The organism is Virgibacillus sp. L01 (genome assembly GCF_052246775.1).
In the GTDB taxonomy this organism is placed as follows: Bacteria; Bacillota; Bacilli; order Bacillales; family Amphibacillaceae; genus Lentibacillus.
Genome location: NZ_JBQQCP010000001.1, coordinates 229,003 through 254,723, shown reverse-complemented (window position 1 = coordinate 254,723; position 25,721 = coordinate 229,003). Strand labels below are relative to the sequence as shown.

General features: G+C 38.6%; 20 protein-coding genes. 18 read left to right on the top strand and 2 right to left on the bottom strand.

What is annotated here, in order from left to right:
* Nucleotides 1-27: 27 nt before the first annotated feature.
* The 18 genes from ACTWQM_RS01175 (at nt 28) to ACTWQM_RS01090 (ending at nt 21,827) form a co-directional block, all read left to right on the top strand.
* A complete protein-coding gene (locus tag ACTWQM_RS01175) occupies nt 28-2,373 on the top strand; it encodes a glycoside hydrolase family 31 protein (RefSeq protein ID WP_443256337.1) in 2,346 nt (781 codons plus the stop codon).
* A 21-nt stretch (nt 2,374-2,394) separates the two neighbouring features.
* Nucleotides 2,395-3,426, top strand: coding sequence for a LacI family DNA-binding transcriptional regulator (locus tag ACTWQM_RS01170; RefSeq protein WP_443256336.1), 1,032 nt, complete (start codon nt 2,395-2,397; stop codon nt 3,424-3,426).
* Between the two features lie 990 nt (nt 3,427-4,416).
* The gene (locus ACTWQM_RS01165) at nt 4,417-5,967 is read left to right on the top strand and encodes a plasmid pRiA4b ORF-3 family protein (protein ID WP_443256335.1); all 1,551 of its coding nucleotides are present in this window, start codon (nt 4,417-4,419) and stop codon (nt 5,965-5,967) included.
* 164 nt (nt 5,968-6,131) lie between these two features.
* Nucleotides 6,132-6,584, top strand: a complete 453-nt coding sequence (locus tag ACTWQM_RS01160; protein ID WP_443256334.1) for a flavodoxin — start codon at nt 6,132-6,134, stop codon at nt 6,582-6,584.
* Nucleotides 6,585-6,806: 222 nt separating this feature from the next.
* Nucleotides 6,807-7,637: a MurR/RpiR family transcriptional regulator gene (locus ACTWQM_RS01155; protein WP_443256333.1), complete on the top strand. Its 831-nt coding sequence runs from the start codon at nt 6,807-6,809 to the stop codon at nt 7,635-7,637.
* A 14-nt stretch (nt 7,638-7,651) separates the two neighbouring features.
* Nucleotides 7,652-8,716, top strand: coding sequence for a serine hydrolase domain-containing protein (locus ACTWQM_RS01150; protein ID WP_443256332.1), 1,065 nt, complete (start codon nt 7,652-7,654; stop codon nt 8,714-8,716).
* 17 nt (nt 8,717-8,733) lie between these two features.
* Nucleotides 8,734-10,278: an ABC transporter substrate-binding protein gene (locus ACTWQM_RS01145; RefSeq protein WP_443256331.1), complete on the top strand. Its 1,545-nt coding sequence runs from the start codon at nt 8,734-8,736 to the stop codon at nt 10,276-10,278.
* Nucleotides 10,279-10,338: 60 nt separating this feature from the next.
* Nucleotides 10,339-11,283, top strand: a complete 945-nt coding sequence (locus ACTWQM_RS01140; protein WP_443256330.1) for an ABC transporter permease — start codon at nt 10,339-10,341, stop codon at nt 11,281-11,283.
* Between the two features lie 34 nt (nt 11,284-11,317).
* Nucleotides 11,318-12,145, top strand: a complete 828-nt coding sequence (locus tag ACTWQM_RS01135) for an ABC transporter permease (RefSeq protein ID WP_443256329.1) — start codon at nt 11,318-11,320, stop codon at nt 12,143-12,145.
* Between the two features lie 24 nt (nt 12,146-12,169).
* Nucleotides 12,170-13,375 (top strand): anhydro-N-acetylmuramic acid kinase, encoded by a 1,206-nt coding sequence (locus ACTWQM_RS01130; protein WP_443256328.1) that lies wholly within the window; start codon nt 12,170-12,172, stop codon nt 13,373-13,375.
* Nucleotides 13,375-14,391, top strand: a complete 1,017-nt coding sequence (locus ACTWQM_RS01125) for an ABC transporter ATP-binding protein (RefSeq protein ID WP_443256327.1) — start codon at nt 13,375-13,377, stop codon at nt 14,389-14,391. Before ACTWQM_RS01130 ends, ACTWQM_RS01125 begins: the two co-directional genes overlap by 1 nt.
* The gene (locus ACTWQM_RS01120; RefSeq protein ID WP_443256326.1) at nt 14,360-15,400 is read left to right on the top strand and encodes an ABC transporter ATP-binding protein; all 1,041 of its coding nucleotides are present in this window, start codon (nt 14,360-14,362) and stop codon (nt 15,398-15,400) included. The genes ACTWQM_RS01125 and ACTWQM_RS01120 overlap by 32 nt, the downstream gene beginning before the upstream one ends.
* Before the next feature lie 19 nt (nt 15,401-15,419).
* On the top strand, nt 15,420-16,385 hold the full coding sequence (locus tag ACTWQM_RS01115) for an N-acetylglucosamine kinase (RefSeq protein ID WP_443257067.1): 966 nt from the start codon (nt 15,420-15,422) through the stop codon (nt 16,383-16,385).
* 21 nt (nt 16,386-16,406) lie between these two features.
* Nucleotides 16,407-17,267 (top strand): MurR/RpiR family transcriptional regulator, encoded by an 861-nt coding sequence (locus ACTWQM_RS01110; protein WP_443256325.1) that lies wholly within the window; start codon nt 16,407-16,409, stop codon nt 17,265-17,267.
* Nucleotides 17,268-17,492: 225 nt separating this feature from the next.
* Nucleotides 17,493-18,404: an N-acetylmuramic acid 6-phosphate etherase gene (gene murQ / locus ACTWQM_RS01105; RefSeq protein ID WP_443256324.1), complete on the top strand. Its 912-nt coding sequence runs from the start codon at nt 17,493-17,495 to the stop codon at nt 18,402-18,404.
* Between the two features lie 114 nt (nt 18,405-18,518).
* On the top strand, nt 18,519-19,817 hold the full coding sequence (locus tag ACTWQM_RS01100; RefSeq protein WP_443257066.1) for an extracellular solute-binding protein: 1,299 nt from the start codon (nt 18,519-18,521) through the stop codon (nt 19,815-19,817).
* 92 nt (nt 19,818-19,909) lie between these two features.
* Complete coding sequence (locus ACTWQM_RS01095) at nt 19,910-20,803, top strand: carbohydrate ABC transporter permease (RefSeq protein ID WP_443256323.1); 894 nt, start codon at nt 19,910-19,912, stop codon at nt 20,801-20,803.
* Nucleotides 20,804-20,981: 178 nt separating this feature from the next.
* Nucleotides 20,982-21,827: a carbohydrate ABC transporter permease gene (locus ACTWQM_RS01090; protein WP_443256322.1), complete on the top strand. Its 846-nt coding sequence runs from the start codon at nt 20,982-20,984 to the stop codon at nt 21,825-21,827.
* Between the two features lie 296 nt (nt 21,828-22,123).
* Here ACTWQM_RS01090 and ACTWQM_RS01085 read toward each other — a convergent pair whose 3' ends face one another.
* Nucleotides 22,124-23,389, bottom strand: a complete 1,266-nt coding sequence (locus ACTWQM_RS01085; RefSeq protein ID WP_443256321.1) for an exo-beta-N-acetylmuramidase NamZ family protein — start codon at nt 23,387-23,389, stop codon at nt 22,124-22,126.
* Nucleotides 23,390-23,412: 23 nt separating this feature from the next.
* The gene (locus ACTWQM_RS01080) at nt 23,413-25,521 is read right to left on the bottom strand and encodes a glycoside hydrolase family 3 N-terminal domain-containing protein (RefSeq protein WP_443256320.1); all 2,109 of its coding nucleotides are present in this window, start codon (nt 25,519-25,521) and stop codon (nt 23,413-23,415) included.
* Nucleotides 25,522-25,721: the final 200 nt, after the last annotated feature.

Sequence of the window (25,721 nt, the reverse complement as noted above, 5' to 3'; positions counted from 1 at the left end):
TTAGACAGGTAGGGGGTAATCTTAGGGATGCTTGAAGATACTAGCTTTGCAATACATCCAGGAAATGAGCAGCAATCCAAAGCAGTACTATATCGTGATATCGGCAGTATGAAATCCTATAAACGATTGGATACCGGCTATTTTTTTCACTGTGAAAATGGTCAGGTTGCGATACAATTTTTCACAAAATCAATTATCAGAGTTGTGATGAATCAAATAAATGAACCAAAATTGGACGGTTCATACGCAGTTATAGCCAGTCCGGAAAACGTGGACGTTATAGACAGCGATTCAGACGAGCAGGTTGTATTGAAAACAGATAAACTAAAAATTATTATCCTGAAATCTCCATTTCGAATTACGATATTGGATCATGATGGCAATGCTTTCCTTGAAGAAGGTGAGCGTGGTATGGCCTATCGGGAAAATGGTGAGGTTGCTGCATTTAAAGAAATGAGTGAAGATGATCATTTTTATGGATTCGGTGAAAAATCCGGACATCTTGATAAACGTGGCGAAACGTATGAAATGTGGAACACAGATGTGTATGCGCCACATAATCCTGAAACCGATCCATTGTATGAATCTATTCCCTATTTCATGACACTGCGTAATGGTCGTGCACATGGACTGTTCTTTGATAATACATTCCGAACAACGTTTAATATGAAAGCTGATAATAATGGTTATTCATTCAAAGCAGAAGGCGGGCAGCTTGACTATTTTGTTCTGGCTGGCCCCGAACCAAAGTCGGTATTGCAGCAATATACACATCTTACCGGTAAAATGCCATTGCCGCCAAAGTGGGCGCTAGGGTATCATCAGTCACGCTACAGTTATAAATCAGAAGAGGAAGTTAGAGAGCTTGCCAAGAATTTTGTAGAGAAGGATATTCCAATTGATGTTATTCATCTCGATATTCATTACATGAACGAATACCGTGTGTTTACGTTTAATAGAGAGAAATTTCCTGATCCTGCGAAGCTTATTGCTGATTTGCGCGAAATGGGGATCCGGATTGTACCGATAGTTGACCCTGGTGTAAAAAAAGATGCAGAATACACAATCTATCAGGAAGGAATTAATCAGGATCAATTTTGCAAATACATTGAAGGTGATGTGTATATTGGGGATGTTTGGCCAGGCGAAAGTGCATTCCCAGACCTAACTGATGAAAGTGTTCGCAACTGGTGGGCTGATAAACATGAATTTTATACGTCTATTGGGATTGAAGGTATTTGGAACGACATGAACGAACCAGCTGTTTTTAATGAGACGAAAACAATGGATGTAGATGTGATGCATCGTAATGATGGGACGCCGGCAACTCATCGGGAGCTGCATAATGTTTACGGTCTATTGATGAGCAAGGCAACGTACGAAGGTGTGAAAGAACAATTAAAAGGAAAGCGGCCTTTCTTACTTACTCGTTCAGGATTTGCAGGCGTACAGCGATACGCATCTGTCTGGACAGGTGACAACCGCAGTTTCTGGGAACACTTACAAATGTCTTTACCAATGGTGATGAACCTAGGTGTTTCTGGCGTACCATTTGCTGGACCAGATGTAGGTGGTTTTGCTCATGATACGAGTGCAGAATTACTGGTTCGCTGGACACAGGTAGGTGCTTTCACTCCATATTTCCGCAATCACTCAGCAATGGGTACAGTTTATCAGGAACCATGGCAATTCGGCGAAAAAAATGAAGCAATTATGAAGAAATACATTCAAATGCGTTACAAATGGATGCCGCAGTTATATTCATTATTTTACCAAGCAAGTGTAGCCGGCCTTCCCGTTATGCGTCCATTGTTCATGGAGTATCCAAAAGATAAGAAAACGTATAATATAAATGATCAATTTATGATTGGAGATAATGTTGTTATAGCGCCGATACTAAGCCCAGCTGTTACAGATCGTGCAGTTTATTTGCCTGCAGGTCAGTGGATTGATCATGAAACTGGTGTTCAGTATGAAGGGGAAAAAGCACACTTAATCCATGCAGAATTAGATAGGATGCCGATTTTTATAAAACAAGGAACTGCTATCATGCAAGGCGAATGGATAGCGAATCATGATAAAAGTCCGCATCATGTTTATATGGATGTCTATGCTGGGGCGAACGGTGAATCGTACTATTTTACGTACTATGATGATGACGGAGAAACGTATGACTTTGAAAACGGGTCATATATGAAACTATCTATCGAAGTGACATCAACAAGTAATGCTGTTAAAGTTACTGTTTTAGACCATAGTGGTCATTATAAACCAGCTTATGGTAAAATTCATGTAAATACCCATGGGTTACGTGAAAACCAAGATGTTATACTTAATAATAGTGACACTGCAACAGTATCATTAGTAAACTAACAAAAGTAGAGGGTGGATTTTATGGTAACAATTAAAGATGTAGCAAAAGCAACAGGTGTAGCGCCCTCTACTGTGTCTCGTGTAATTGCAAATAACCCAAGAATCAGTATTATGACAAAGGAAAAAGTACGAAAGGCGATGAAGGAATTAGGGTACCATCCTAATGTGAGTGCCAGAAATTTAGCCGTTAAGTCGACTAAAGCAATAGGTGTGGTATTACCATCATCTGCTGATAAAGCACTGCAAAATCCCTTTTTTCCTGAGATATTACGTGGAATCGGTTCAGTAACACATGGTATGGAATATTCGATGACATTGTCGAGTGGCATTACCGAAGAAGAAATTTTTAACGAAGTGCAGCGTATGGTATACGGAAGCTACGTTGACGGTATTATTCTATTATATTCCCGCCTAAACGACCGAGTTATGAACTTTTTACATGACAAAAACTTTCCCTATGTAATTGTTGGAAAGCCTTATGAGGATATCGATGAAGTTACACATATTGATAACGATAATTTCACAGCTGGTAAGGAAATTACGAATCACTTGATTGAAATGGGTCATGAAAGAATTGCATTTATCGGCGGGTCTAAAGAATTATTCGTGACGATAGATCGTGAAGCAGGCTATCAAGCTGCAATAAAAGAAGCAGGGTTGAAAGCTAGTGAGCAATATAAAATTCACACCGAATTCTTAAAGTCAGGTGGGCGTGAGGCAGTCGAAAAGCTGCTGTCGCTTGAAGTTCGCCCTACTGGATTGGTGATCAGTGATGACTTAATGAGTCTTGGTGTGCTGAGTGGACTGGAAGAAGCGGGGGTTTCTGTGCCACACGATATTTCACTAGTAAGTTTTAACAACGTTTATCTGTCAGAAATCATTCGACCTTCCCTGACAACCGTTGATATTCATATACACGAGTTAGGAGCAGAATCTGCCAAAGCACTGATAGAAAAGACAATTGATAAATCAGAACCCGCTAAGCGGATTACCGTTTCACATGAAATTGTATTCCGAAATTCAGTCAGCAAGAAGGGTGGCTTAGGCTTGTAAGGTAACAATAGGTGAAATCATATAATAATTTCATCTATTGTTCAAGAACCCATTTTTTAACGGAATGAGGATCCGCTTCGACTGTTGGGCGGATCCTCATTCCGTTATTTCCTTAAAAACCCTCGTTTTAAGCTTGGGTTCGGATCCTCATTCCGCTATTTGTCATTTCTGGTTCAGATTTGGCTGATTTTCTTCATTTAGCGGAATGAGGATCCGCCTCACCCTTCTGAGAGCACCTTTTCTGCTATTTAGCGGAACGAGGATTCACTTCGATTGTTTGGCGGACTCATTTAGAGTGGAAATACTTCATTCTTCTATTATAATCTTGCCAATCCAAGTCACAACCATACCATAACCCCATGAGTTCAGAGACAACTCATTAATGAGATATGAAATTACATACAATTAAGCACCGTAATTCCATGTAGTACTAAAAGTATATATAAAATACGTACCGTTGATCCATAGTCAACTCAAGTAGTGTATTTTCAGATTTTTCTTATTCCTTCGAGGTTTATGTGTTCATTTTACGCTGCAGAAGTTCAACTTCTAACTAGTGTATTTTTATCGTCATTCCCTCTAAAACGAAAGCCGTTACCTTTAAGTTTGCAATAAGCCTTGCCGAGGCCGTAGTTTCCTAAAATTAGGAAGCCAAAGCACATAAGGTACATGAAACCCAGCCATACCAGTGATTAACCCGGTATTTTTAAATTTCCACAAAATTGTCGATTCTTTGTTGCCACTTATTTGTCCTGAAAATCGAATGTTTTTACATAAAGTATTATTTTTGAAAAAAATAATACAAACTGCGTAAATGTTGTAAGACCATAAGCCAAAAGTGACATGCGATGATGCCCCCCCAAAAACAATATTTTTCCATATAGAGAAATCCATTAAGCATTCGCGAACATCAGTCAGAATGAAGGAAGGCTTGTAGTATTAGAGCAACAGCACACAATATGCTACACTAAACAAAAGTGAGGTGGCATAATGATTTATGAATTTGAAATAACATTAGACGATGTAGGTGTACCTGTTTGGCGAACTATTCAAATGGACAGTAGTTCATCCTTTCGTGACCTTCATAGGGTGATACAACTAGCATTTGATTGGCGCAATATGCATCTACACAGTTTCTTTGTGGACAAGACAAACGGAAACGAAACTAATAGGGTTGAAATTGGGCCTCAAAAAGCGGATGATGAATTTCCATCCCCACTTGATACATATAATGAGGCTGATGCGCTACTTTCTGATTGGTTTAAAGAAGTGAACGATCAAGTTGTTTATCTTTATGATTTTGGCGATAACTGGGATCATGATGTTGTTCTAATGAAAAAATTATCTTCGGAACAGACCGGTGCATATCCACGTTGCATAGGAGCGAAAAATAATGCCCCAGAAGAGGATAGTCGTGCAGACGTTATCATGGAGGAAGTAAATTTAATAAATAACAATTCCCAGAAAATGATTGATGCAATTAATCAGGATTTGTTGGATATCGACGAAAACTTAAATGATTTTGATGAATTGGATGATGACTTTTTTAATCCAGAATCTCAAGATGACCCTTGGGAGGACGTGTTGCTCAAAGCTAAAGAGTTTAACAAGCTTAAGCCATGGGAATTTATGGATGATAACCAAATTTTTGCAGTGGTTGATTCGGTATCAGGTGAACGGTTATTTTGCTCTGTTTTAGGTGGCGCTGGAGAAATGTTCGGCTTGGCAGTATACCCCGGTGAACAAGGATACTCTACTTTAATGGATACGCTTGAAAGTGATATATCTGATATGGATTTTATTTTAAAACAGCGTAGTTTACTCGTCAGCTTTGAAGATCGTTTGGATTTGGAAAAAGAAGATTATGACCTTGTTAAAGCGTATAACGTTTCATTCCGGGGGAAAAAATCATGGCCGGAATTCCGGAGCTTTAAGCCTGGATATTATCCATGGTTCATGGACGAAGACGAGGGTTGGATTATGCTGGAAGCACTTGAACAAGCAGTTGAGCTGTGTGAAGAGGTGAGAGATGGACTGGAGCTACCTGATTTTTATTCGGAGGGAAAAGTGCTGTCAATAATGCCTGAATCAGGTGGAAATGAAATTATATCACTTAAAGCTGACAATAAATCGAAAGAAGTAAAGCTTGAGGTATCAGAGCTTGATTTAAAACGTGCCAAAAAACTTACAAATCAAATTCCCGCTACGATAGAGTTTGCCGTAACACATTTGGACATTCCAGTACAAGAGGACCATGGAGGAAGACCGGCATTTCCGGTACTAGTCGCAGCAGCTGATCATGCACAAGGCATAGCTTTTTTTCAAGACTTATTATATGACAGTACGGATATTGGGCTCCAGCAGAGCCAATTAATTAAAATGCTGCAGCTAACAGAGGGAATTCCTGAGAAGATAATGATGGATAAGAAAACGGCATCGATTATGGAGCCACTTGTAAAAGAACTGCATGTAAATGTGGAAATAAATGAGGTTTTACCAAACATACAGGAAATTATTAAAGGAATTGAAGACAGCATCTAAGAATTAAAGTACGAGCGCCTGCTCAGCGCCGTGAGGGGTCGATTTGATCACAATTCTGTCACAAACCCAAAAAAAATTCGTTTAACACTGATAATTTAATTGAAATAGGTACTTGCTAACCATTAAAATAAAATGGAATACTTCGGTGAATCGGAGGAGATTTTATGGGTAAGGTACTTATGTTATATGCAAGCATGACTGGTAATACGGAATTGATGGCAGAGATTATTGCGGAAGTAGTTGAAAATAGAGGACATGAAGTCGTCACCAAAACTTTCGACCTTGATTCAATAGATGTTGAAGAACTTTTGGAATATGATGGAGTACTGGTTGGTACGTATTCCTGGGACGATGGTGAGCTTCCATATGAGGCTGAGGACTTTTATGAAGAACTCGATGATGTGGACATTACCGGGAAAATTGTCGGTGTCTTCGGATCCGGGGATTCCTTTTACGATTCATATGGTGGAGCATCTCAAATGATGGGGGAAAGGTTTAAAGAGAAGCAAGCGAATTTAGTTGCGGAGCGCTTAATAGTTGACCTTGAACCTGATAAAGAGGATGTAGTTAGGTGTCAGCAATTTGCTGAGACGTTTTGTGAGACGATAGAGGGGTAAGCAATACGTTTAAAGGGTGTACAGTACACCCTTTTTTTGTTGGGATTTTTACATAAATAATTATTAGAAAATTAATAAAGTTTATTGACATGCTATAATAATTGATCTAAAATGTAGCTTAACTACATAAAAAGTGTATTTTTAAGAAGCAAAACTTCTAAACGGATTAGCTGTTTTCTGTGTGGAAATGAAAAGGATGAGATGATGCCTATGTTTAACGGCATGGAACGTATCAAACAAGGAATATCTACTCTGAGGCCTTCTGAGCAAAAGGTAGCGAATTATATAATTAATAACACAAAGGCTATACTAGATATGCCAATAGCCCAGCTAGCGAAGAACACAAAAACCAGTGAAGCCACGATTATTCGTATGTGTCGTTCGTTACATATTAAAGGATTCAGAGAACTCAAATTGAGCATCTCTGCATCCGCTAATCAGGACGGAATTACTACTGACAGATATGAAGATATAGCTGCTGACGCAAGCTTATCACAGATTATTAAATTCATTTCACATAATAATTATCGTTCTATTGAAAGTACTCTAGCATTGATTGATGAAAACTGTATGGAGAAAGCTATTGGTTTATTGGATCATGCGCGAAAAATAGTAGTAATTGGTGTTGGAGCGTCAGCAATTGTTGCTTTTGATTTTGAGCAAAAATGTAAGCGTATTAACAAGTGGTGTGAGGCATTAACAGATAGTCATACACAACTAACATCAGCAGTTCATCTGGATGACAGGGACGTTGTACTCGCCATTTCTTATTCAGGAGAAACGATTGAGATAATCGATACAGTAAAAATAGCTAAAAGGAATAAAGCGAACATTATTTCGTTGACTGGTTACAGCAGTAATAAAGTACAAAGTCTTGCTAATGTAAATTTATATGCTTCACCACTGGAAAAGAGTATAAGAAGTGGAGCTACTGCTTCAAGAATTGCACAGTTGAATATTGTTGATATCTTATTCACAGGATTGGCGTCCTTAAACTTTGAACAATCTGTTGATTTTCTTGATAAAACCAGAGAGGTTATTCAAAACAGGTGATGGGTGGGTTAGTAATGAAGGAATACGAAAATATCGAACATATTTTTAGAAAGTACATGGATGATGATTACTTTTCTGGTGGTGCGTGTTACATATCGGTGAATGGGGAGAAGGCTTTTCATGAGGCATTTGGGCTATCAAACAAGGTTGAAGGAACACGGTGTAACCTTGATACTGTTTTTGATCTTGCAAGTGTTACTAAAATAGTGACCTCAACAATTATTTTAAAAATGATTCATGAAAACGCTTTATCCTTAACGACGAAACTTGAAAAATGCTTACCGGAATCAGCGAAAATCCCCGTGTTAGCATCTATTACAATTAAACAATTACTAACTCATTCAAGCGGTCTGAAAGCATGGTACTCCTTTTACGCAAGCGAAAGTGGTGATGATTTATTTTCGATATTGAATACTATTGATCTGACACATAAGGAAGATAGAAAAGTAGTTTACAGTGATTTGAATTTTATACTACTTGGTGAAGTAATTAAGCATTATTACCACACCAGTTTACAGCATGTTGTACAGAAACAGCTGGTAGAACCGTTGGATTTAAAAACACTTAAATACAATCCTAGCTATAAAAGCAATATTGCAGCAACAGAATTTGGTAATAGAATTGAGCAGAAAATGTGCATTGAGAGAGGTTTTGATTTTAAAAATTGGCGTAATCAGAATGTCCCTGTACTAGGGGAAGTAAATGATGGAAACACATATTATTATTTTGGTGGTGAATCAGGTCATGCAGGTTTATTTTCGAATGTTAAAGATCTAGCAACATTAGGAGAACTGTATTTGAGAGGGGGAGTAAACAGAGGGGAGAATGTAATTTCCAATGATTTGGTACAGGAATCACTGAGTAAACAGGTAGAAAACAGGGGGTTAGGCTGGGAGAGTTCAGACATTTATCCAGAAGGCTTTGGACATACGGGGTTCACAGGGACTGCCTTATGGATTGAACCGAAGAGAAATATCGCAGTTGGTTTATTAACTAATCGATTGCACGTAAGTAAGCCTAAGAATATTAACCCGTTCAGAAAAGAGATATTCCTAGAGATTTTGAAGAACATATCATAAATAAAAGGGGAATTATTATGTTTAAAAAAAGTTTTTTGTATTTTCTATTACTAATGATTGCAATTGTTGCAGCAGCATGCTCAGATGACAGTGAAACAACTGCTGATGGGAATGGAGAAGAAGAAAACGCAGAACAAGTACTTAAGATTGCAAATGATCAGGAACCTGCAGGCTTAGATCCGCATAAAACACCTGCACATTCATCAGTTAGAGTTTATTCAAAAGTATACGAAGGACTTGTTACATTTGATGAAAACATGGAAATAAAAGGTCAGTTGGCAAAAGACTGGGAGCAGCCAGATGATTCAACTTATATTTTTAATCTGGTAGAAGGTGTGAAATTCCATAACGGCCGGGAAATGACTGCAGAAGATGTTTTATATAGCTTTGAACGTATCATGGATGAAGAAACAGCATCACATATTAGCTCTTACTTTTCAGATGTAGAAAATATTGAAGTGATGGGCGATTATAAAATCAAGTTTGAATTAGCTGCACCAAATGCGACGTTCCTGTCAAACCTAACTAATTCAAGTGCAGCAATTGTTCCAAAAGAAGTTGTTGAAGAGAATGGTGATTTACAGCAAGTGGCAGTAGGTACTGGGCCTTTTGTATTTGAGGAGTGGGTACCTGACAGCAGTGTTACACTTTCAAAAAATGAGGATTACTATATTGAAGATGTGCCAAAGCTTGATCGAGTAGAATATTATACAATGAAAGAAGAAGCTGCCAGATTATCAGCAATACGTACCGGTGAGATTGATATGACAACGTTAACGGCAAAGTCAACAGAATTACTCGAAGGTGAAGATGAAGTTAACATTATGGGTTACCAATCACTAGAGTACAGTTATATTGGATTTAATGTAGCCAAAGAACCATTCAACAATAAAAAAGTAAGGCAGGCACTTAGTTTGGCAACTGACCGTCAGAATATTGCTGATATTGTTTGGGATGGTGAAGCAATTGTTTCTGGGCCAATAGCTCCTGCTATGGGGAACTGGTCAATTGATGTAGAACAGGAAGAGCTCTATCAACGCGATTTAGAAAAAGCTAAAGAATTACTTGCTGAAGCCGGCTATCCAGATGGCTTTTCAACAGAAATTACAACAGCATCAACTTATGCAGATATGGTTGATACAGCACAACTATTGCAGCAGCAATGGAAGGAAATTGGAGTAGATGCTGAGATTAAACAGATTGAGTGGGGCGAATATATTGATACATGGTCAAATACTTCTGCAGATATCTTAGTTGGCAGAAATGGCTCCGGTACAGACCCTGACCGTGCAATGAATTATTTCTTCCATACAGATGGTTCAGCAAATGTGTGGAACTTCTCAAATTCTGAGTATGACAAGATTGTAGAAGAAGGGAAACGTACCGTTAATCAGGAGAAGCGTAAAGAAATTTACGTTGAGGCACAGGAAAAATTACTGAATTTATCACCAAATTTATTCCTGGTTTCTCCTAAGAATTATGTGGCAGTTAGAGATAGTGTAAAAGGTTTCACACCATACGCTCATAATGCTGAAGATATTGAGCAAGTCTATAAAAAATAATAGCAGAAGTGCTGCTTTTACAGCAGCACTCTTCTATTCTCTTATTAAGGGTGAATAATAATGTATACATATATAATGAGAAGAATATTGATGCTATTCCCAGTACTATTTGGAGTATCTGTGTTTATATTTGTTGTCATGCGTGTAGTTCCAGGCGATGTTGCGCAGACGATATTAGGTACGGATGCAACACCAGCTGCATTGGAACAGCTGCGACAGGATTTTGGGTTGAATCAGCCTCTATATGAACAGTACCTGAATTGGATAGGTGGTGTTTTGACAGGTGACTTTGGGGAGTCAATGCGTACGGGACAGGAAGTGCTTCCTGATATTTTGAACCGTTTTAAAATAACGTTTGAGTTAACATTTCTATCTGCATTAATTTCGTGGATTATAGCTATTCCACTAGGTATCATAGCTGCTATGAAACGTAATAGTAATGTAGACTTTGGAGTTCGAATTATTTCGTTATTAGGTGTTTCAATACCTAACTTTGCTTTGGCAACAGTTCTGATTTTAATTCTGTCGCTAATGTTCTCTTATAGCACTCCAGTAGGTTATGTTGGTTTTTTTGAGGATCCAACAAGAAATTTGGAAATTATGATTATACCAGCGATTGTTTTAGGAACAGCAATGGCAGGAGCTGTAATGAGGATGACACGTTCATCAGTATTGGAGATACTTAGGCAGGATTTTATACGTACAATCCGTGCAAAAGGTGCAAAAGAAAGAGTAGTAATTTTTCAGCATGCACTCAGAAATGCTATGATCCCCATCTTAACTATTATTGGATTGCAAATTGGAACATTGTTAGGTGGAACAGTCATTATTGAACAAATATTCTCGCTGCCTGGGTTAGGTCAGCTGGTACTAACTGGGATAACACAACGTGACTTTATGGTCGTGCAGGGTGCAGTGCTCTTTATAGCATTTGTATTTGTGATGATTAATTTACTAGTAGATATTCTTTATTCTTATCTAGACCCAAGAATAAGTTACAAATAATTGTCGAATTAAAGAATATAGAAAGAGTGATCCAATGAAACAATTTCTGAAACGTTTAAGACAGGATAAAGTAGGGCTTATAGGAAGTGTCGGGGTTTTATTAGTTATTATTATCGGGTTTCTTGCACCTGTTATAGCACCGTACAGCCCTGAGCAAATGTTTACAGAACATACAATGGAAGGGCCAAGTGGTCGATTCATTTTTGGTACAGATGAGTTTGGCAGGGATATATTTTCAAGAATTGTTTATGGTACACAGGTGTCCTTAAAAGTAGGATTAATTGCAGTTGGTGTAGGAGCTACCGGTGGTTTGATTTTCGGGCTATTAGCAGGTTATTTTCAAGGTAAAGCTGACCAGATAATCATGCGGATAATGGATGTATTCTTTGCTTTCCCTGATATATTGTTAGCCTTGACAATAGTTGCGGTGCTTGGCCCTAGTGTGACAAATACAATGATCGCAATTGGAATTGTATTCACTCCAGTATTTACAAGGGTTGTGAGGGGAACTGTTATAAGTGTTAAAGAGAATGAATATATCACAAATGCTATAGCGATTGGTGTTTCCCCTATAAAAATTATTTCGAAACATATCACACCTAATATTATGGCACCATTTATTGTACAAATAACGCTTGGATTGTCCGGGGCTATTTTGACTGAAGCAGCATTAAGCTTCCTAGGTCTTGGTGTGCAGCCTCCAGATCCATCATGGGGTGTTATGCTTAATTCATCTCGCGCTTATATGGAGTTTGCCCCATGGACGATATTGTTCCCAGCAGGTGCAATCGTATTTACAATATTCTGCTTTAACCTATTAGGTGATAGTTTACGAGATATATTAGATCCGAAGTTGAAATAATAAACAAATGCGGAGGTGAAACATATGGGAAAAGCATTAGGCATCGGTATAATGTCAGGTACTTCATTGGATGGCATAGATGCAGTGCTCGTTGAAATAGAAGAAAGAGAGGACAATGTGGATGTCAACATTATAGAATCATATACACAACAATACGATCAGGATGTGCGCAATGTGTTAATGGATGTTTGCAGTCCGTCTACAGCAACTATACAAAAAATAAATTCAATTAATATGTTTCTCGGAAAAGAGTTTGGTAATGTTGTTAATAAATTGCTGAAACAGGCGAACGTGTCAAAAAATGATGTTCATTTTATCAGCTCGCATGGTCAGACAATCTATCATCAGCCTTTTAATGGAGAGTCTGACCTTGACGTTGCCGGTACCCTGCAGATAGGAGACTTATCCGTGTTATCAGAAACAACTGGTATTGCGGTTGTTGGTGATTTTCGAACTGCAGATATGGCTGCAAACGGACAAGGGGCTCCACTAGTTTCTTATGTTGATTACTTATTATTTAATCATCCGAACAAATCACGTGCTATCCAGAATATTGGTGGAATTGGCAACGTAACCTATGTGCCGGAAAATAGTAACAGTGATCAAATACAGTCATTTGACACTGGACCAGGGAATATGGTGATTGACGAGGTTGTCTATCGGCTGACAAATGGTGAAAATAATTTTGATAAAGATGGTGAAATGGCATCTAGAGGTACTATTAATCAACAGCTCTTAACTAAATTGATGAGTCACGATTACTTTAAGCAAGAACCACCTAAAACCACTGGTCGGGAGTTATTTGGCAATCAGTTTGTTGACGAAATTTTTAAAGGTTACGGACAAATGAATCCGGAAGATTTAGTTGCGACCGTCAGTGAGTGGACGGTATTAACTATAGCACAAAGTTATAATCAATTTTTTGTTGGTAAAGGACATAAAATTGATGAAGCTATTATTGGTGGTGGTGGCAGTTATAATCCACATTTAATCAAACGGTTGAATTATCACTTGCCTGAAATAAACATCTATACACATGAGCACTTTAACATTTCGAGTGACTTAAAAGAGGCAATGGCATTCGCAGTCTTAGGGTTTCATTGTATTCTTGGAAAATACAATCAGCTTCCTTCAGCGACAGGTGCAAAAAGGCAGGTTATTATGGGGAAAATAGCGTACACACAACCTGATGCCCTCAATCGGATTGATACTTTGAGGAGAGGATTTTAATGAGTTCAATATTGGATATAAATGATCTTTCGGTAGATGTAACGGTCAATAAGCAAAAACATAATGTTGTAAACCGATTAAACCTGTCTATAAAGAAAAAGCAAAAATATGGGATTGTTGGTGAGTCCGGAAGTGGTAAAAGTTTAACATCATTATCAATTCTTAACCTGTTACCAGATGTATTGGGGATTAGTAAAGGAAGCATTATTCTGAATGAATCTACTGATCTGACAAAACTGTCTAAAAAGGAAATGCTGAAAATACGTGGTAATGAAATATCGATAATTTTCCAAGAACCAATGACTGCATTAGACCCATTGTATACGGTTGAGCATCAGATCGCGGAAGTACTTCGGTTCCATGGGAAGTATACAAAGAAGCAAATGCAGGACATGATAATTGATATGCTTGAAAAAGTAGGGTTTGCGGAACCAAAGCAATTATTGAAACGGTACCCGCACCAGCTGTCAGGTGGAATGCGTCAACGAGTTATGATTGCAATGGCATTAATCTGTAAACCGAAACTGTTAATAGCAGATGAACCGACTACAGCGCTGGATGTTACCATTCAGGCACAAATTCTTGATTTAATGAATGACCTAACACAAGACTATGATACTTCTATTTTAATGATTACACATGATTTAGGGGTTATTGCTGAGACATGTGAACGGGTTGCAGTAATGTACGCTGGGACTTTAGTTGAAGAATCAACCGTGGAAGAGCTGTTTAATAACCCGACACACCCGTATTCAGTGGGTTTACTGGAATCTGTACAGTCACTAGGAGATAAGACGAAAAAATTATATTCAATTCCTGGTAATGTTCCTGCTCCAGCAGAATTGAAGGAATCTGGCTGCCGTTTTGCATCAAGATGTCCGCATGTCATGGATATTTGCAAGCAACAGGACCCGCCACTGTTTCAGATAGATGATGATCACACCAGCAGATGCTGGCTTTATCAAGAGGGAGGGGAAAAAGGTAATGAGTACAGATCAAGTAATGTTGAAGGTTAATAATCTCATAAAACACTTTCCTCAGAAGTCGGGAATTCTACAAAGAACCAAAAACGTCGTACGGGCAGTCGATGGAATTAGTTTTGAAATTAACAAAGAAGAAACATTTTCGCTAGTAGGAGAAAGTGGTTGCGGCAAATCAACGACTGGTCGATCCATATTACGATTACATGATCCTACCTCGGGAGAAATTCTATATAATGGAACGGATATCATGAATTATTCAAAGAAGGAATTTCGAAACCTGCGGAAGGATCTGCAAATGATATTTCAGGATCCATACAGTTCATTGAATCCAAGGATGACAGTTCGTAATCTCCTCCTTGAACCTTTGCTAACACATAATATTTGTTCCAAAAAGGAAGCTGAACAGAGGGTAATAGATATTGCAGATAAAGTGGGATTATCCAAAGAACAAATAAACCGACATCCTCATGAATTCAGTGGTGGGCAACGTCAGCGAATAAGTATTGCAAGAGCATTGATTTTAAATCCTAAGGTTGTCATTCTTGACGAAGCGGTGTCAGCTTTGGATGTCTCTATTCAAGCTCAAATTCTAAACTTGTTAATTGAGCTACAGCAGGAACTAAAATTAACGTACCTTTTTATATCACATGATTTAAATGTAGTTCGACATGTGAGTGATCGGGTTGGCGTGATGTATCTTGGCCAAATGATGGAAACGGCTAAAACTGATGAATTGTATCGTAATCCACTGCATCCGTATACGAGATCCCTGCTATCTGCTATACCTTCCAATCATCCTTCTGAAAAAAAGGAGCGTATTATTTTACAAGGGGATGTGCCAGACCCATCGAATCCACCATCCGGGTGCCCATTTAGACTAAGATGTCCGCAGGCGCATGAACGTTGTGCGGTCGAAAAACCTGTTTATCAGGAAGTAAAGGAGAACCATTGGGTTGCATGCCATCTTTATGATCAAAGTAACCTTGATATCACGAAGGAATCAGATTATAATTTTGGAGAAGAAACGAAAGTATTGAAATAATATATCAAGGGTGAAATGGATGGAATATGTAGCAGGAATTGACGGTGGTGGGACAAAAACTAAAGCCGTTATCGCAGACATGGATGGAATAATAATAGCTGAAACAACAGCTGGTCCCACTAATCCAAATGTTATGTCGCGTGAAAATTTAATTCGAACATTGGACATGATGTTCAAAGACATGAAAGAACAGGTTCCTGATGCATATGATAATATTTCCGGTTTATTTGCGGGGATATCTGGTGTCGGTAATGCTGCTGCAAAAACTGATTTAGAAGGTATTCTAGAACAAATTGTCCCCAAAGGAGTTCCAGTTTGTGTTGAAGCAGATACAGTTAATGCCTTATACTCCGGGACATATGGTGGACCCGGGATTGTTCAAATTTCAGGTACCGGTTCGATTACCTATGGAATTAATCATCAATTGGAACGTGACCGAGTAGGTGGCTGGGGCTATTTGTTTGGTGATGAAGGTAGTGGTTATGACATTGGTCGTCAGGGAATTATGGCAGCATTAAAAGCCAGTGACGGGCGTGGTAAAAATACCAACTTGCTTGAAATGATTTGTACATGTTTTTCTGTGACACATCCGTATGATCTCATACAGAGAATTTATGCTTCGCCAACACCAAAAAGTGAAATTTCTCCTGTATCCAAACTCGTATTTGAGGCATATAAACACAATGATTTGGTAGCAAGGGAGATTATTGCTAATACTATAAGTGATTTGAGCTTAAGCATCCGAACATTATATGGGAAACTATTCCAACCAAATGAGGAAGTAAAAGTGGTGTTATGTGGCGGCGTTTTTAGTGATGAAGAAGTATTGCCGCGACTGCTTGAAAACGACTTGCGGGATTTTAAGAATGTGAAGATTACAACTCCAGTAATGGCTCCTGTTGGTGGATCAATAATTGGGGCATATTTATTACGAAACATAAAACCCGCTTCAAGCGTATATCAAAATATTATTTCAACACTTTAATTTAAAAAGAAGGTGATCGATGTGTCGCATGTTAAAGGTGGACTTGTCATATTGAAAGAGATGGTTAATAGTTTACCGCCCTCAGAGAAAAAAATAGCAACGTATATTTTGAACAATCCTGAGGAATCTATTCTCTTAACGGCCTTAATGCTTGGGGAAAAGAGTCAGACTAGCAGTGCAGCTGTTATCCGTTTATGTAAATCGTTAGGGTTTAATGGGTTTCAAGAGTTGAAAATCCGTGTAGCTGGTGATCTGCAGGCTGGTTCAGTAAAAGGATACAGAGATATCGAACAAAATGAAGATTTTAAAAACATTATTGATAAGATGACGTCAAATACGATCCAAACACTAAAAGAAACCGTAGATATCATGAGTGAAGAGAATCTAAGGAAAGCTGTAACAGCTTTATCAAAGGCAAAGTCGATTGTGTTTATTGGATTCGGTGCTTCTTTCATAGCTGCTAAAGACGCGGAACAGAAGTTTATTCGAATTAATAAAAATGCGCAATCCTTTTCTGATGTACATATGGCTGCTACTGCAATTGCTAATAAGGGGCCGGAAGATGTGGTAGTCGGCATTTCATTTTCAGGAAGTACAAAAGAAGTAGGGAAATTACTGGATCTTGCTCAACAAAAGAGCTCGACGACGATTAGTATCACAAAGTATGGCAACTCACTAGTTTCAAAATTCTCCGATATTATATTGCATACTTCGGCAGCTAAAGAGGCGACATTCAGAAGTGGCGCTACATCCTCGAGAATTGCCCAATTGCATTTGATTGATATCTTATTAATGTGTTTGGCGTCTGAGGATTATGAAGAAACAATTCAGCATTTAGATGAAACAAGGGAAGCCGTCTCTTTTTTAAGGGAAGATGATTAAGAAGTGAATTTATTTAGAAGAATAGCTTATTTTCATGTTATGTGCAGCATAAAATAATATAGATTATACTTATTGAAATTTTATTACTAAATTTTAACGTTTTATTGACAAAATAATTCACTGAGACTATAATTATATCAAACAACTGAAAGCGCTTTTATATTATAGGTTTTTCAAACTACCAATATAGTATTTATAATGTGACGTTAGGAGAATTGCATGCCAATGGAATTATCAAAGTTAACTACTGAAATGCGAAATGAAAATAGTATGCAGCTTGATCAAATGTCAACTATGGAAATTTTAAAGATGATTAATGATGAAGATAGAAAAGTGGCAACGGCAGTAGAGGCCGTTTTACCTAAAGTTGATATGGCGATCGAACATATTTATAAAGCGCTGGCAGATGGCGGAAGACTGTTATATGTAGGAGCTGGTACGAGCGGACGACTTGGTGTTATAGATGCGTCTGAATGTCCTCCGACTTTCATGACACCGCCTGAGATGGTGCAAACCGTTATGGCCGGTGGAAATGGTGCATTTTTTAGTGCAGTAGAAGGATCTGAAGATGATGAAGCGCAAGGCGCAGCTGATGTTAAAGCGAAAAACCTTACTGATAAGGACGTTGTGATTGGGATTACTGCTAGTGGCCGAACACCATATCCGATTGGTGCACTAAAATATGCACGGGAAATTGGTGCTTATACGGTTTCACTATCATGTAATGAGAAATCACTGATAAGTCAATTTGCCGAATGTGATATAGAGGTAGTGGTTGGCCCAGAAGTTTTAACTGGATCAACTCGGATGAAGGCAGCAACAGCCCATAAAATGGTGCTAAATATGATTAGCACAACAACGATGGTTAAACTTGGTAAGGTTCATGAAAATCTGATGGTTGATGTCCATGCAAGTAACTATAAATTAATGGAACGAGCAAAGCGTACGATTATTGAAATTACAGATGTTTCTTATGAGGAAGCAGAAAGAACACTCAAACTCACTAAAAATGAGGTAAAACCTGCAATTGTAATGATTGAGGGAGGTGTTACATACCAAAAAGCCATGGATGCAATCGAGTACAGTAATGGCTATGTTCGGGATGCAATTGATTATGCTGTAAAGCACAATTCCTGAAACAACATTGATAGTTATATAAACTATTGATGGTTTCATATATTTAATAATACAAAGGGGGAAATTAGGTTGAAGAAGTTATTTAAAAGTCCTTTCGTATGGGTAGCCATCGTTATGCTGCTCTTGGCAGTAGGCTGTTCAGATGATGGTGGTGATTCATCAACTGATGGCAGCACTGACGAAGACGTGAAAAACGACGGAAAAGTAAATGGAACTATGGAAATTCAATACTTTGTCGGCGGTTATGGAGACTCTTGGTGGAAAGAAGTAATCGGTGATTTCAAAGAGAAATACCCTGACGTAGAAGTTGTTGAACATGCTGGTCCAAATATTAACGAAGAAATGAGATCACGTTGGGTTTCAGACGATCCACCTGATGTTGTATATATTGATGGTGCCGGATCAAGTGAAACTCAAATGGTTGAAGATGGACAGTTAATGAACTTGTCTGATTGGATTCAAGACATTGAACTGGAAGACGGTTCACCGCTTCTTGATAGCTTTATTGTAGAACCAGCTAAGTATGATGGTGATATTTACAGCTTGCCATTAGTATTTGACACCTGGGGCACATGGTATGACAAAGCCTGGTTTGAAGAAAAAGGCTGGGAAGTACCTAAAGACTTTGATAGTTTCATGAGCACAATGGGGAATATTCAGGATTCTGCTGACATTGCTCCATTTGTAACTACTGGTCAGCACCCTTATTATTTCTTAAGAGGTATGCTGTATCCTGCATTTGGTGCAGCTGGCGGTGATGAGTTATTAAATGATGTTATCACTGGTGCTGAAGGTGCTTGGACTAGTGAACCAGTATTAAATGTAATGAAAAAGGTAGAAAAAATGGCAGAAGAAGGATATATTGATCCTGGGTTTGGTGCTTTAAACCATACACAGTCTCAGATGAACTTCTTACTTCATGATAATGCGTTTATTCCGGTAGGTTTCTGGCTTCCGAATGAAATGTCTAAGGATACACCGGAAGACTTTGACTATGGATTCATTCCATCACCAATGCAAAATTCAGGTGAGCCAATGGCGATTGTTCCGGATTTACGTCCATTAGCAATTGCAGAACAGGCTGAAAATCCTGAGGCTGCTAAAGCTTTTGTAGAGTTTGTCTTTACAAAAAAATATGCAAAGTCATTCTCTGAGCATACTGGTGCAATTATGAACCTGCAGGGTGTAGATTTGGCTTCCAATGAAAATGTTCCTGGTTACTTAATTGATGCTAATAAAATGATTAACGACCCTGAACAAGTGCAAATCTATCATAAGCCACATCCAATGAGTTCAGATTTGGAAACACCAATCAGTAATTCACTTGTATCTCTGATGCTGGGTAACATTACAGCAGAAGAGTTTGTTGAAGAAGCAGAAGCAGCAGCTGCTGAATATCGTAATAACCAATAAGTAAGTAACATTTATAGTAACGATATGGAATGTAAAGCAGGCTGCTGAAGCTTTACATTCCATATATTTATTTTTCCAGAAAGAGTGATTGGATGGTACAGTCTAAAAAACAAAAATACCTATTTCTTGCCTTCTGCCTTATCCCTACTTTTATAATGTTTAGTATCTTTACCCTATATCCTTTGTTTAGCGGACTATACTATTCTTTCTTTGAATGGTCAGGTTCGTCACAGGCAAAAGAGTTTATTGGGTTTGATAACTATGTACAGTTATTTAAAGATGAGATAATCCCCGCTACAATCTGGCATGATTATTTCCTTGTTGCCACAAAAGTTGTCGGTATTATGATTATGGCTCTGTTTATCGCTGTAGCATTAACGCAACTAAAGATAAAAGAAGCACCATTTTACCGTATTATCTTTTTCTTCCCGAATATAATGTCTGTCGTGGTGATTGGTATTTTATGGACGTTCATTTACAATCCAAGTCTCGGCCTTGTTAACTCAGGACTTGAGTTTATTGGATTGGAGAGTTGGGCTAAGCCATGGCTTGGAAGTGAAGATTGGGCGTTACCCAGTTTAGTGCTACCGTCAATATGGGCCGGTATAGGATTATTCATGCTCTTACTGATGGGTGGTATCGCTAATATTTCAAAAAGCTTTTATGAGGCGGCTGAAATTGATGGCGCAAATGAATGGCAGCAATTCTGGAAGGTGACCTTACCACTTGTATGGCCACAAATTAAAATTTCCATCTTATATATCGTTATCACAACATTAAATGGCTCCTTTATAATTGTACAAATCATGACAGGAGGCGGACCAAATAATGCAACACATGTTATGGGGTCATACCTCTATCAGCAAGCATTTCAGCAATATAACTTTGGCTATGGAGCCACAATTGGGGTAATGATTTTAGTTCTTTCGCTTATAACTGTATTAATCTTACAGTTCTTTATGCGAAAAGAGAAAGTAGAATATTAGAAAACTAGGCTTATCGACAAGCCTTAATATAGATAAGCCTTAGTTGCACTTATGCAGTAAGAAAGGATTTATACTTTCTTAACTGCGTAGAAAACTAGGCTTATCGCCAAAGCCTTAATAGGATAAGCCTTAGTTGCATTTATGCAGTTTCTTAACTGCATTGAAAGGGGGATAACTGGTGAAGCGTAGTAGTATAGGTCAGTTTATTTCAAGAACGGGGATTAGAATCCCACTAATATTATGGTCAATTGCGGTCCTATATCCAATAATCTGGATGTTTATAGGTTCATTTAAATCAAATGCAGAGATTTATGCCAATCCATGGGGTTTTCCAGAGACATGGAATTTCCAGAACTTCTTAACAGCATGGTCAGAATATAATATAGATACTAGTGTTTTTAACAGTTTAATCGTAACAGTAGTGGGCGCTTTGCTCACGTTATTGCTGGCGATTCCAACAGCATATGCACTTGAGAGAATTAAGTTTAAGGGCAGTAACTTTTTGTTCACCCTTTACATTTCAGCGATGATGATTCCGATGGTACTCGGCTGGATTCCTTTATTCTTCCTGTTGGAACAGTTTAATCTGTTGGATAACATTTTTGGACTTGCTATTGTGTATGCGATAAGTCAGCTTCCATTTTCTATATTTGTGCTGACAAGCTTTATAAGTACGATTCCAAAATCGCTAGAAGAGTCTGCAGCCATAGATGGGATGTCTCCGTACGGTGTTTTATGGAAAATAATCACGCCGTTATCCATGTCTGGCATTATTACGGTTACGATTATGAATGCAATCCAATTTTGGAATGAGTACTTCATGGCGCTAATCTTTCTTCAGTCGGAAGGGAACTATACTTTGGCATTAGCGATTGATTTTATTAGTAGTGAAGCGCAGTATACGAATGCATGGGGTACTTTGTTTGCAAGTCTTGTAATTGCAATTCTTCCGGTTATTATACTTTATGCGATCTTCCAGCAGCGGATTGCGAAAGGTATGACGGAGGGTGCTATAAAAGGATAGATTTAAAGCGGTAGCCACTATTTTATGGTTACCGCTTTTTTATGTAATATACTCGTTTTCATAAATTAGTTACTGATCAGATTATGAGAACTCGAACTCTAGTCAAATAGCGTAAAATGGTCACTCATCGGTGTAATCAGAACCCATTAATATAAGAAGATTTTAGCAGGTAGGGGATCAACAAATTAAGGATAAATAAGTTCATAATTTAAAAGTCCGATTAAAAGGATAAAAAAAGTGGGTGCCCCAAATTCTATTGGGACACCCTTTATAGTTATGGGGGTAACTATCAACTCTTAATATAGTAAATACCCTTCTCGGATATTTTTAAACTCATTTAATTCATCTTTCCATTGTTCTTGCATATATTCTACTGATTTTCCTTCTTCAATAGCTTCGCGAATCCAGCCATTTCCGACAAGGTAGTCGAAGAATGAAACGCCAGCACTATTTTCAGCGCGGAATGCGAAGTCCTCCGGATACATATCGTGTAATGTTTTTACGATATGAAGACCAGTTTTTACTGGGTGAAATGATTGCTTGTGTGTAACGTGAATCTGTACGCCGTGACTTAATGTGCCACGATGCTTGGAAAATGCAGGTGTGAACGATGCTGCCCGGAAATCAACTCCTGGCAAATGCAGTTCATTTAATGCTGCTGCAAATTCAGTGCTGTTCACATATGGTGCACCGAGCAATTCAAATGGTTTCGTAGTTCCTCGTCCTTCAGATGCGTTTGTTCCTTCGATTAATGCTGCACCAGGGTAAACTGTTGCCGTATCAGTTGTTGGCATATTAGGTGATGGCATAACAAATTCTAATGGTGTCTCGTCATAATTCATATTACGTTTCCAGCCATTCATTCCAACAACTGTCAAGTCAGCACCAATATCGTATTCATTGTTAAATAACTTTGCAAGTTCACCAACAGTCATGCCATGGCGTAGTGGAATTGGATACTTACCTACGAATGAAGAATATGCTGGGTCAAGTACAGGTCCTTGTACTTTTGTGCCACCTTGTGGGTTCGGGCGATCCAGCACGACAAATGGAATATCGTTTTCCTGTGCTGCTTCCATTGCATAAGCCATTGTGTAGATATACGTGTAAAACCTTGTTCCTACATCCTGAATATCAAATACTAGTACATCAATATTTTCAAGCATTTCGGGTGTTGGCTTTCTTGTTTCGCCATATAAACTGTAAACTGGTAGTCCAGTCGTTTCATCAATATAATAATCGACGTATTCGCCAGCCTGTGCACTACCGCGTACACCATGCTCAGGTCCGTAAAGTTTTGTTAGATTAACATCCGGGTCGTTGTGTAAGACATCAACTACGCTGTTTAAATCCTTGTCGACTCCAGTAGGGTTGGTAATTAATCCTACTCGCTTGCCTTCGATTAAATCCTTTTGTTCGTCGAGTAAGACATCTACGCCTAGCTCGAACTTTTTATCTTTTCCTTTAGCTTTTCCGTTGTTATCTCCATTAGTTGCGTAGACTGCGGTTAAGGAACCGAGTACAAAAAGAAGTGCTGCTATGGTTACTAGATACTTTTTCATAAATCATACGCTCCTTTTCTATTTTAATAAGATAACCCGTGTCCAAATTCGTATAATGCGTTGCCATTTTTACCAGGAATCGTCACTGGCAAAAGACCAGTTGGATTATTCTCGCCGAATAATGATGCAGCAGTTGCTTCAAAACTTGCATCCCTGAATCCATATTGTGCCAGATACCCATCAATTTCCGGATAGGCCATGATGTCATATGGATTACGAATTCCTACTCCAATAACAGGGGAAGAAGCTTCTTCAATTAGTTGGTTAACCATTTGCATTTGTGAACTGTCTTCAGAACGGCCGCTTACGTTATACGTGTACGTACCAGCAATTACTGCGCTTGCGTCCTGTACCTGTGCTAGCTGTTCATCACTTAATGGTCCTGACGCCTGAATAACCTCTGTGTTTGGATGGTGCTTACTCACAGCATTATATAAACTGTCAACGAATGAATTACCTACTACAACTACTTTTTCTTCATTAGATAGGTCCAGTGGGAGTGCGTTGTCATTTTTAAGTAATGTAATAGATTTATTTGCTACTTCTGTTTCAACTTGCCTATGCTGTTCAGCTCCAACAACTTCTTCAGCATTTTCGACGATTTCGTCTACTGGTGTTGGTGATTCTGCTTTGATGATTTTACGCTTAATTTTTAAGGTTAGAATCCGTTCAACTGATGCTTCGATTCGGTCTTCTGAAATCTCACCAGTTTCCACTGCGTTTAGAAGTCCATCAGCAACTTCTTCAAGTCCAACAGGCATTAGAACGATGTCTGTTCCTGCTTTAACGGCACGAATCACTGCATCGACTGAACCAAAATGTTCTGTAATGGCATTCATATTTAATGCGTCCGTAATAATCAGGCCATCATAACCCATTTCTTCACGCATTAATCCAGTTAACACCTTATGGGAAAGTGTTGCCGGTAAAGAAATCTCGGTTCCGTCTTTTTTGGAAATAACTTTTGTATCATCTATTTTTGGAAAAGTAACATGTGCAGTCATGATTGCATCAATGTTCGCTTCCATTGCTTTTTGGAATGGGAAAAGTTCCACTTCCATTAAGCGTTCTTTATCATAAGGAACTTCCGGCAGTCCAAGATGTGAATCAACTGCTGTATCCCCGTGACCAGGGAAGTGCTTTGCAGTTGCTGCTACACCGGTGCTTTGTAATCCTTTCGTATAAGCGATGCCCATGTCGGCAACCAACTCAGGTGATCCACCAAAAGAACGTACACCGATAACCGGATTGTCCGGGTTATTGTTAACATCCATAACTGGTGCAAGGTTCATATTGATGCCAAGTGCATTAAGTTCTTCACCGATTGCTTTTCCAACATCATGGGAAAGGTCGGTTGAGCGTGTCGCACCAAGCGCCATATTACCAGGGAAGTCTGTTCCTGATTGCAGGCGTGTAACTATGCCGCCCTCTTGGTCAATTGTCATCAGCAAACCATATTTTTCAGATGCTTCCTGATATGCTGCCACCAATTCGGCTGTTTGTTCAGTTGTTACAACATTTTCTCTGAATAAAATAACGCCACCAAGGTTATATTCTTTAACTGTCTGCTCTATTTCAGGTAGCATTTCGGTAACATTTTCGCCATCCCAATTGCGGAAGTCCGGCATAAGCATTTGACCGATTTTTTCTTTCAATGACATGCCTTCTATTGCATGATCAATTACGTTGTAGCGGTCACTTTCCTGCTTGACGACTTTTCCTGAAAATGAGGGTTTTCCTTTGTTTGCTGTATTCTCTGGTTTATAGTCTACAGCAATCCTGTCTTCATAAGTGCCGTCTGTTACTGTTATAAATGAACGCCCTGGCTGTTCAGTAAATGTAACTTCACCATCTTGATTAACAGTAGCGACGTTTTCATTGGTTGATTCCCAGGTTAGATTTTCTGTGGTCGACTTAAAATGACCGTCACTGTAAATGTGTAATGCGCTTAAATCTACCTGATTGTTAGCAACTTGTGCTGTTGCTTGTGGTATATTTTGAAAAAGAATAAGGTCGTTAACCGATTCATCTTCTGCTGCCTTTACTGTGTTATTTGTAAAAGTCAATGGACTAACGGTCAGCATTATTATTGTTAGGATAATAAAGGATAATTTGAATTTTGCTTTCATCATTTTCCTCCTTTTAGAGGTTGTTCAAAAAGTCCGGTGAAAATGACGCATCGAATTTCGTCGTTAGCAAGACTCACCGTTCCTTGGAAAAGAAAAGCCCTTTTCCTGCGTGCGATGCAGGTTCGGGGTAGATTCCCTGGTGCTCATGTATTAAAACCATATATTCAGCTACTCAAAGCTACGCTGCCTCGAACTTTGACGCA

Coding starts and splice junctions, on each gene's coding strand:
- ACTWQM_RS01175 (WP_443256337.1), top strand. CDS start 28: ATGCTTGAAGATACTAGCTTTGCAATACATCCAGGAAATGAGCAGCAA.
- ACTWQM_RS01170 (WP_443256336.1), top strand. CDS start 2,395: ATGGTAACAATTAAAGATGTAGCAAAAGCAACAGGTGTAGCGCCCTCT.
- ACTWQM_RS01165 (WP_443256335.1), top strand. CDS start 4,417: ATGATTTATGAATTTGAAATAACATTAGACGATGTAGGTGTACCTGTT.
- ACTWQM_RS01160 (WP_443256334.1), top strand. CDS start 6,132: ATGGGTAAGGTACTTATGTTATATGCAAGCATGACTGGTAATACGGAA.
- ACTWQM_RS01155 (WP_443256333.1), top strand. CDS start 6,807: ATGGAACGTATCAAACAAGGAATATCTACTCTGAGGCCTTCTGAGCAA.
- ACTWQM_RS01150 (WP_443256332.1), top strand. CDS start 7,652: ATGAAGGAATACGAAAATATCGAACATATTTTTAGAAAGTACATGGAT.
- ACTWQM_RS01145 (WP_443256331.1), top strand. CDS start 8,734: ATGTTTAAAAAAAGTTTTTTGTATTTTCTATTACTAATGATTGCAATT.
- ACTWQM_RS01140 (WP_443256330.1), top strand. CDS start 10,339: ATGTATACATATATAATGAGAAGAATATTGATGCTATTCCCAGTACTA.
- ACTWQM_RS01135 (WP_443256329.1), top strand. CDS start 11,318: ATGAAACAATTTCTGAAACGTTTAAGACAGGATAAAGTAGGGCTTATA.
- ACTWQM_RS01130 (WP_443256328.1), top strand. CDS start 12,170: ATGGGAAAAGCATTAGGCATCGGTATAATGTCAGGTACTTCATTGGAT.
- ACTWQM_RS01125 (WP_443256327.1), top strand. CDS start 13,375: ATGAGTTCAATATTGGATATAAATGATCTTTCGGTAGATGTAACGGTC.
- ACTWQM_RS01120 (WP_443256326.1), top strand. CDS start 14,360: ATGAGTACAGATCAAGTAATGTTGAAGGTTAATAATCTCATAAAACAC.
- ACTWQM_RS01115 (WP_443257067.1), top strand. CDS start 15,420: ATGGAATATGTAGCAGGAATTGACGGTGGTGGGACAAAAACTAAAGCC.
- murQ (WP_443256324.1), top strand. CDS start 17,493: ATGGAATTATCAAAGTTAACTACTGAAATGCGAAATGAAAATAGTATG.
- ACTWQM_RS01100 (WP_443257066.1), top strand. CDS start 18,519: ATGCTGCTCTTGGCAGTAGGCTGTTCAGATGATGGTGGTGATTCATCA.
- ACTWQM_RS01095 (WP_443256323.1), top strand. CDS start 19,910: ATGGTACAGTCTAAAAAACAAAAATACCTATTTCTTGCCTTCTGCCTT.
- ACTWQM_RS01085 (WP_443256321.1), bottom strand. CDS start 23,389: ATGAAAAAGTATCTAGTAACCATAGCAGCACTTCTTTTTGTACTCGGT.
- ACTWQM_RS01080 (WP_443256320.1), bottom strand. CDS start 25,521: ATGATGAAAGCAAAATTCAAATTATCCTTTATTATCCTAACAATAATA.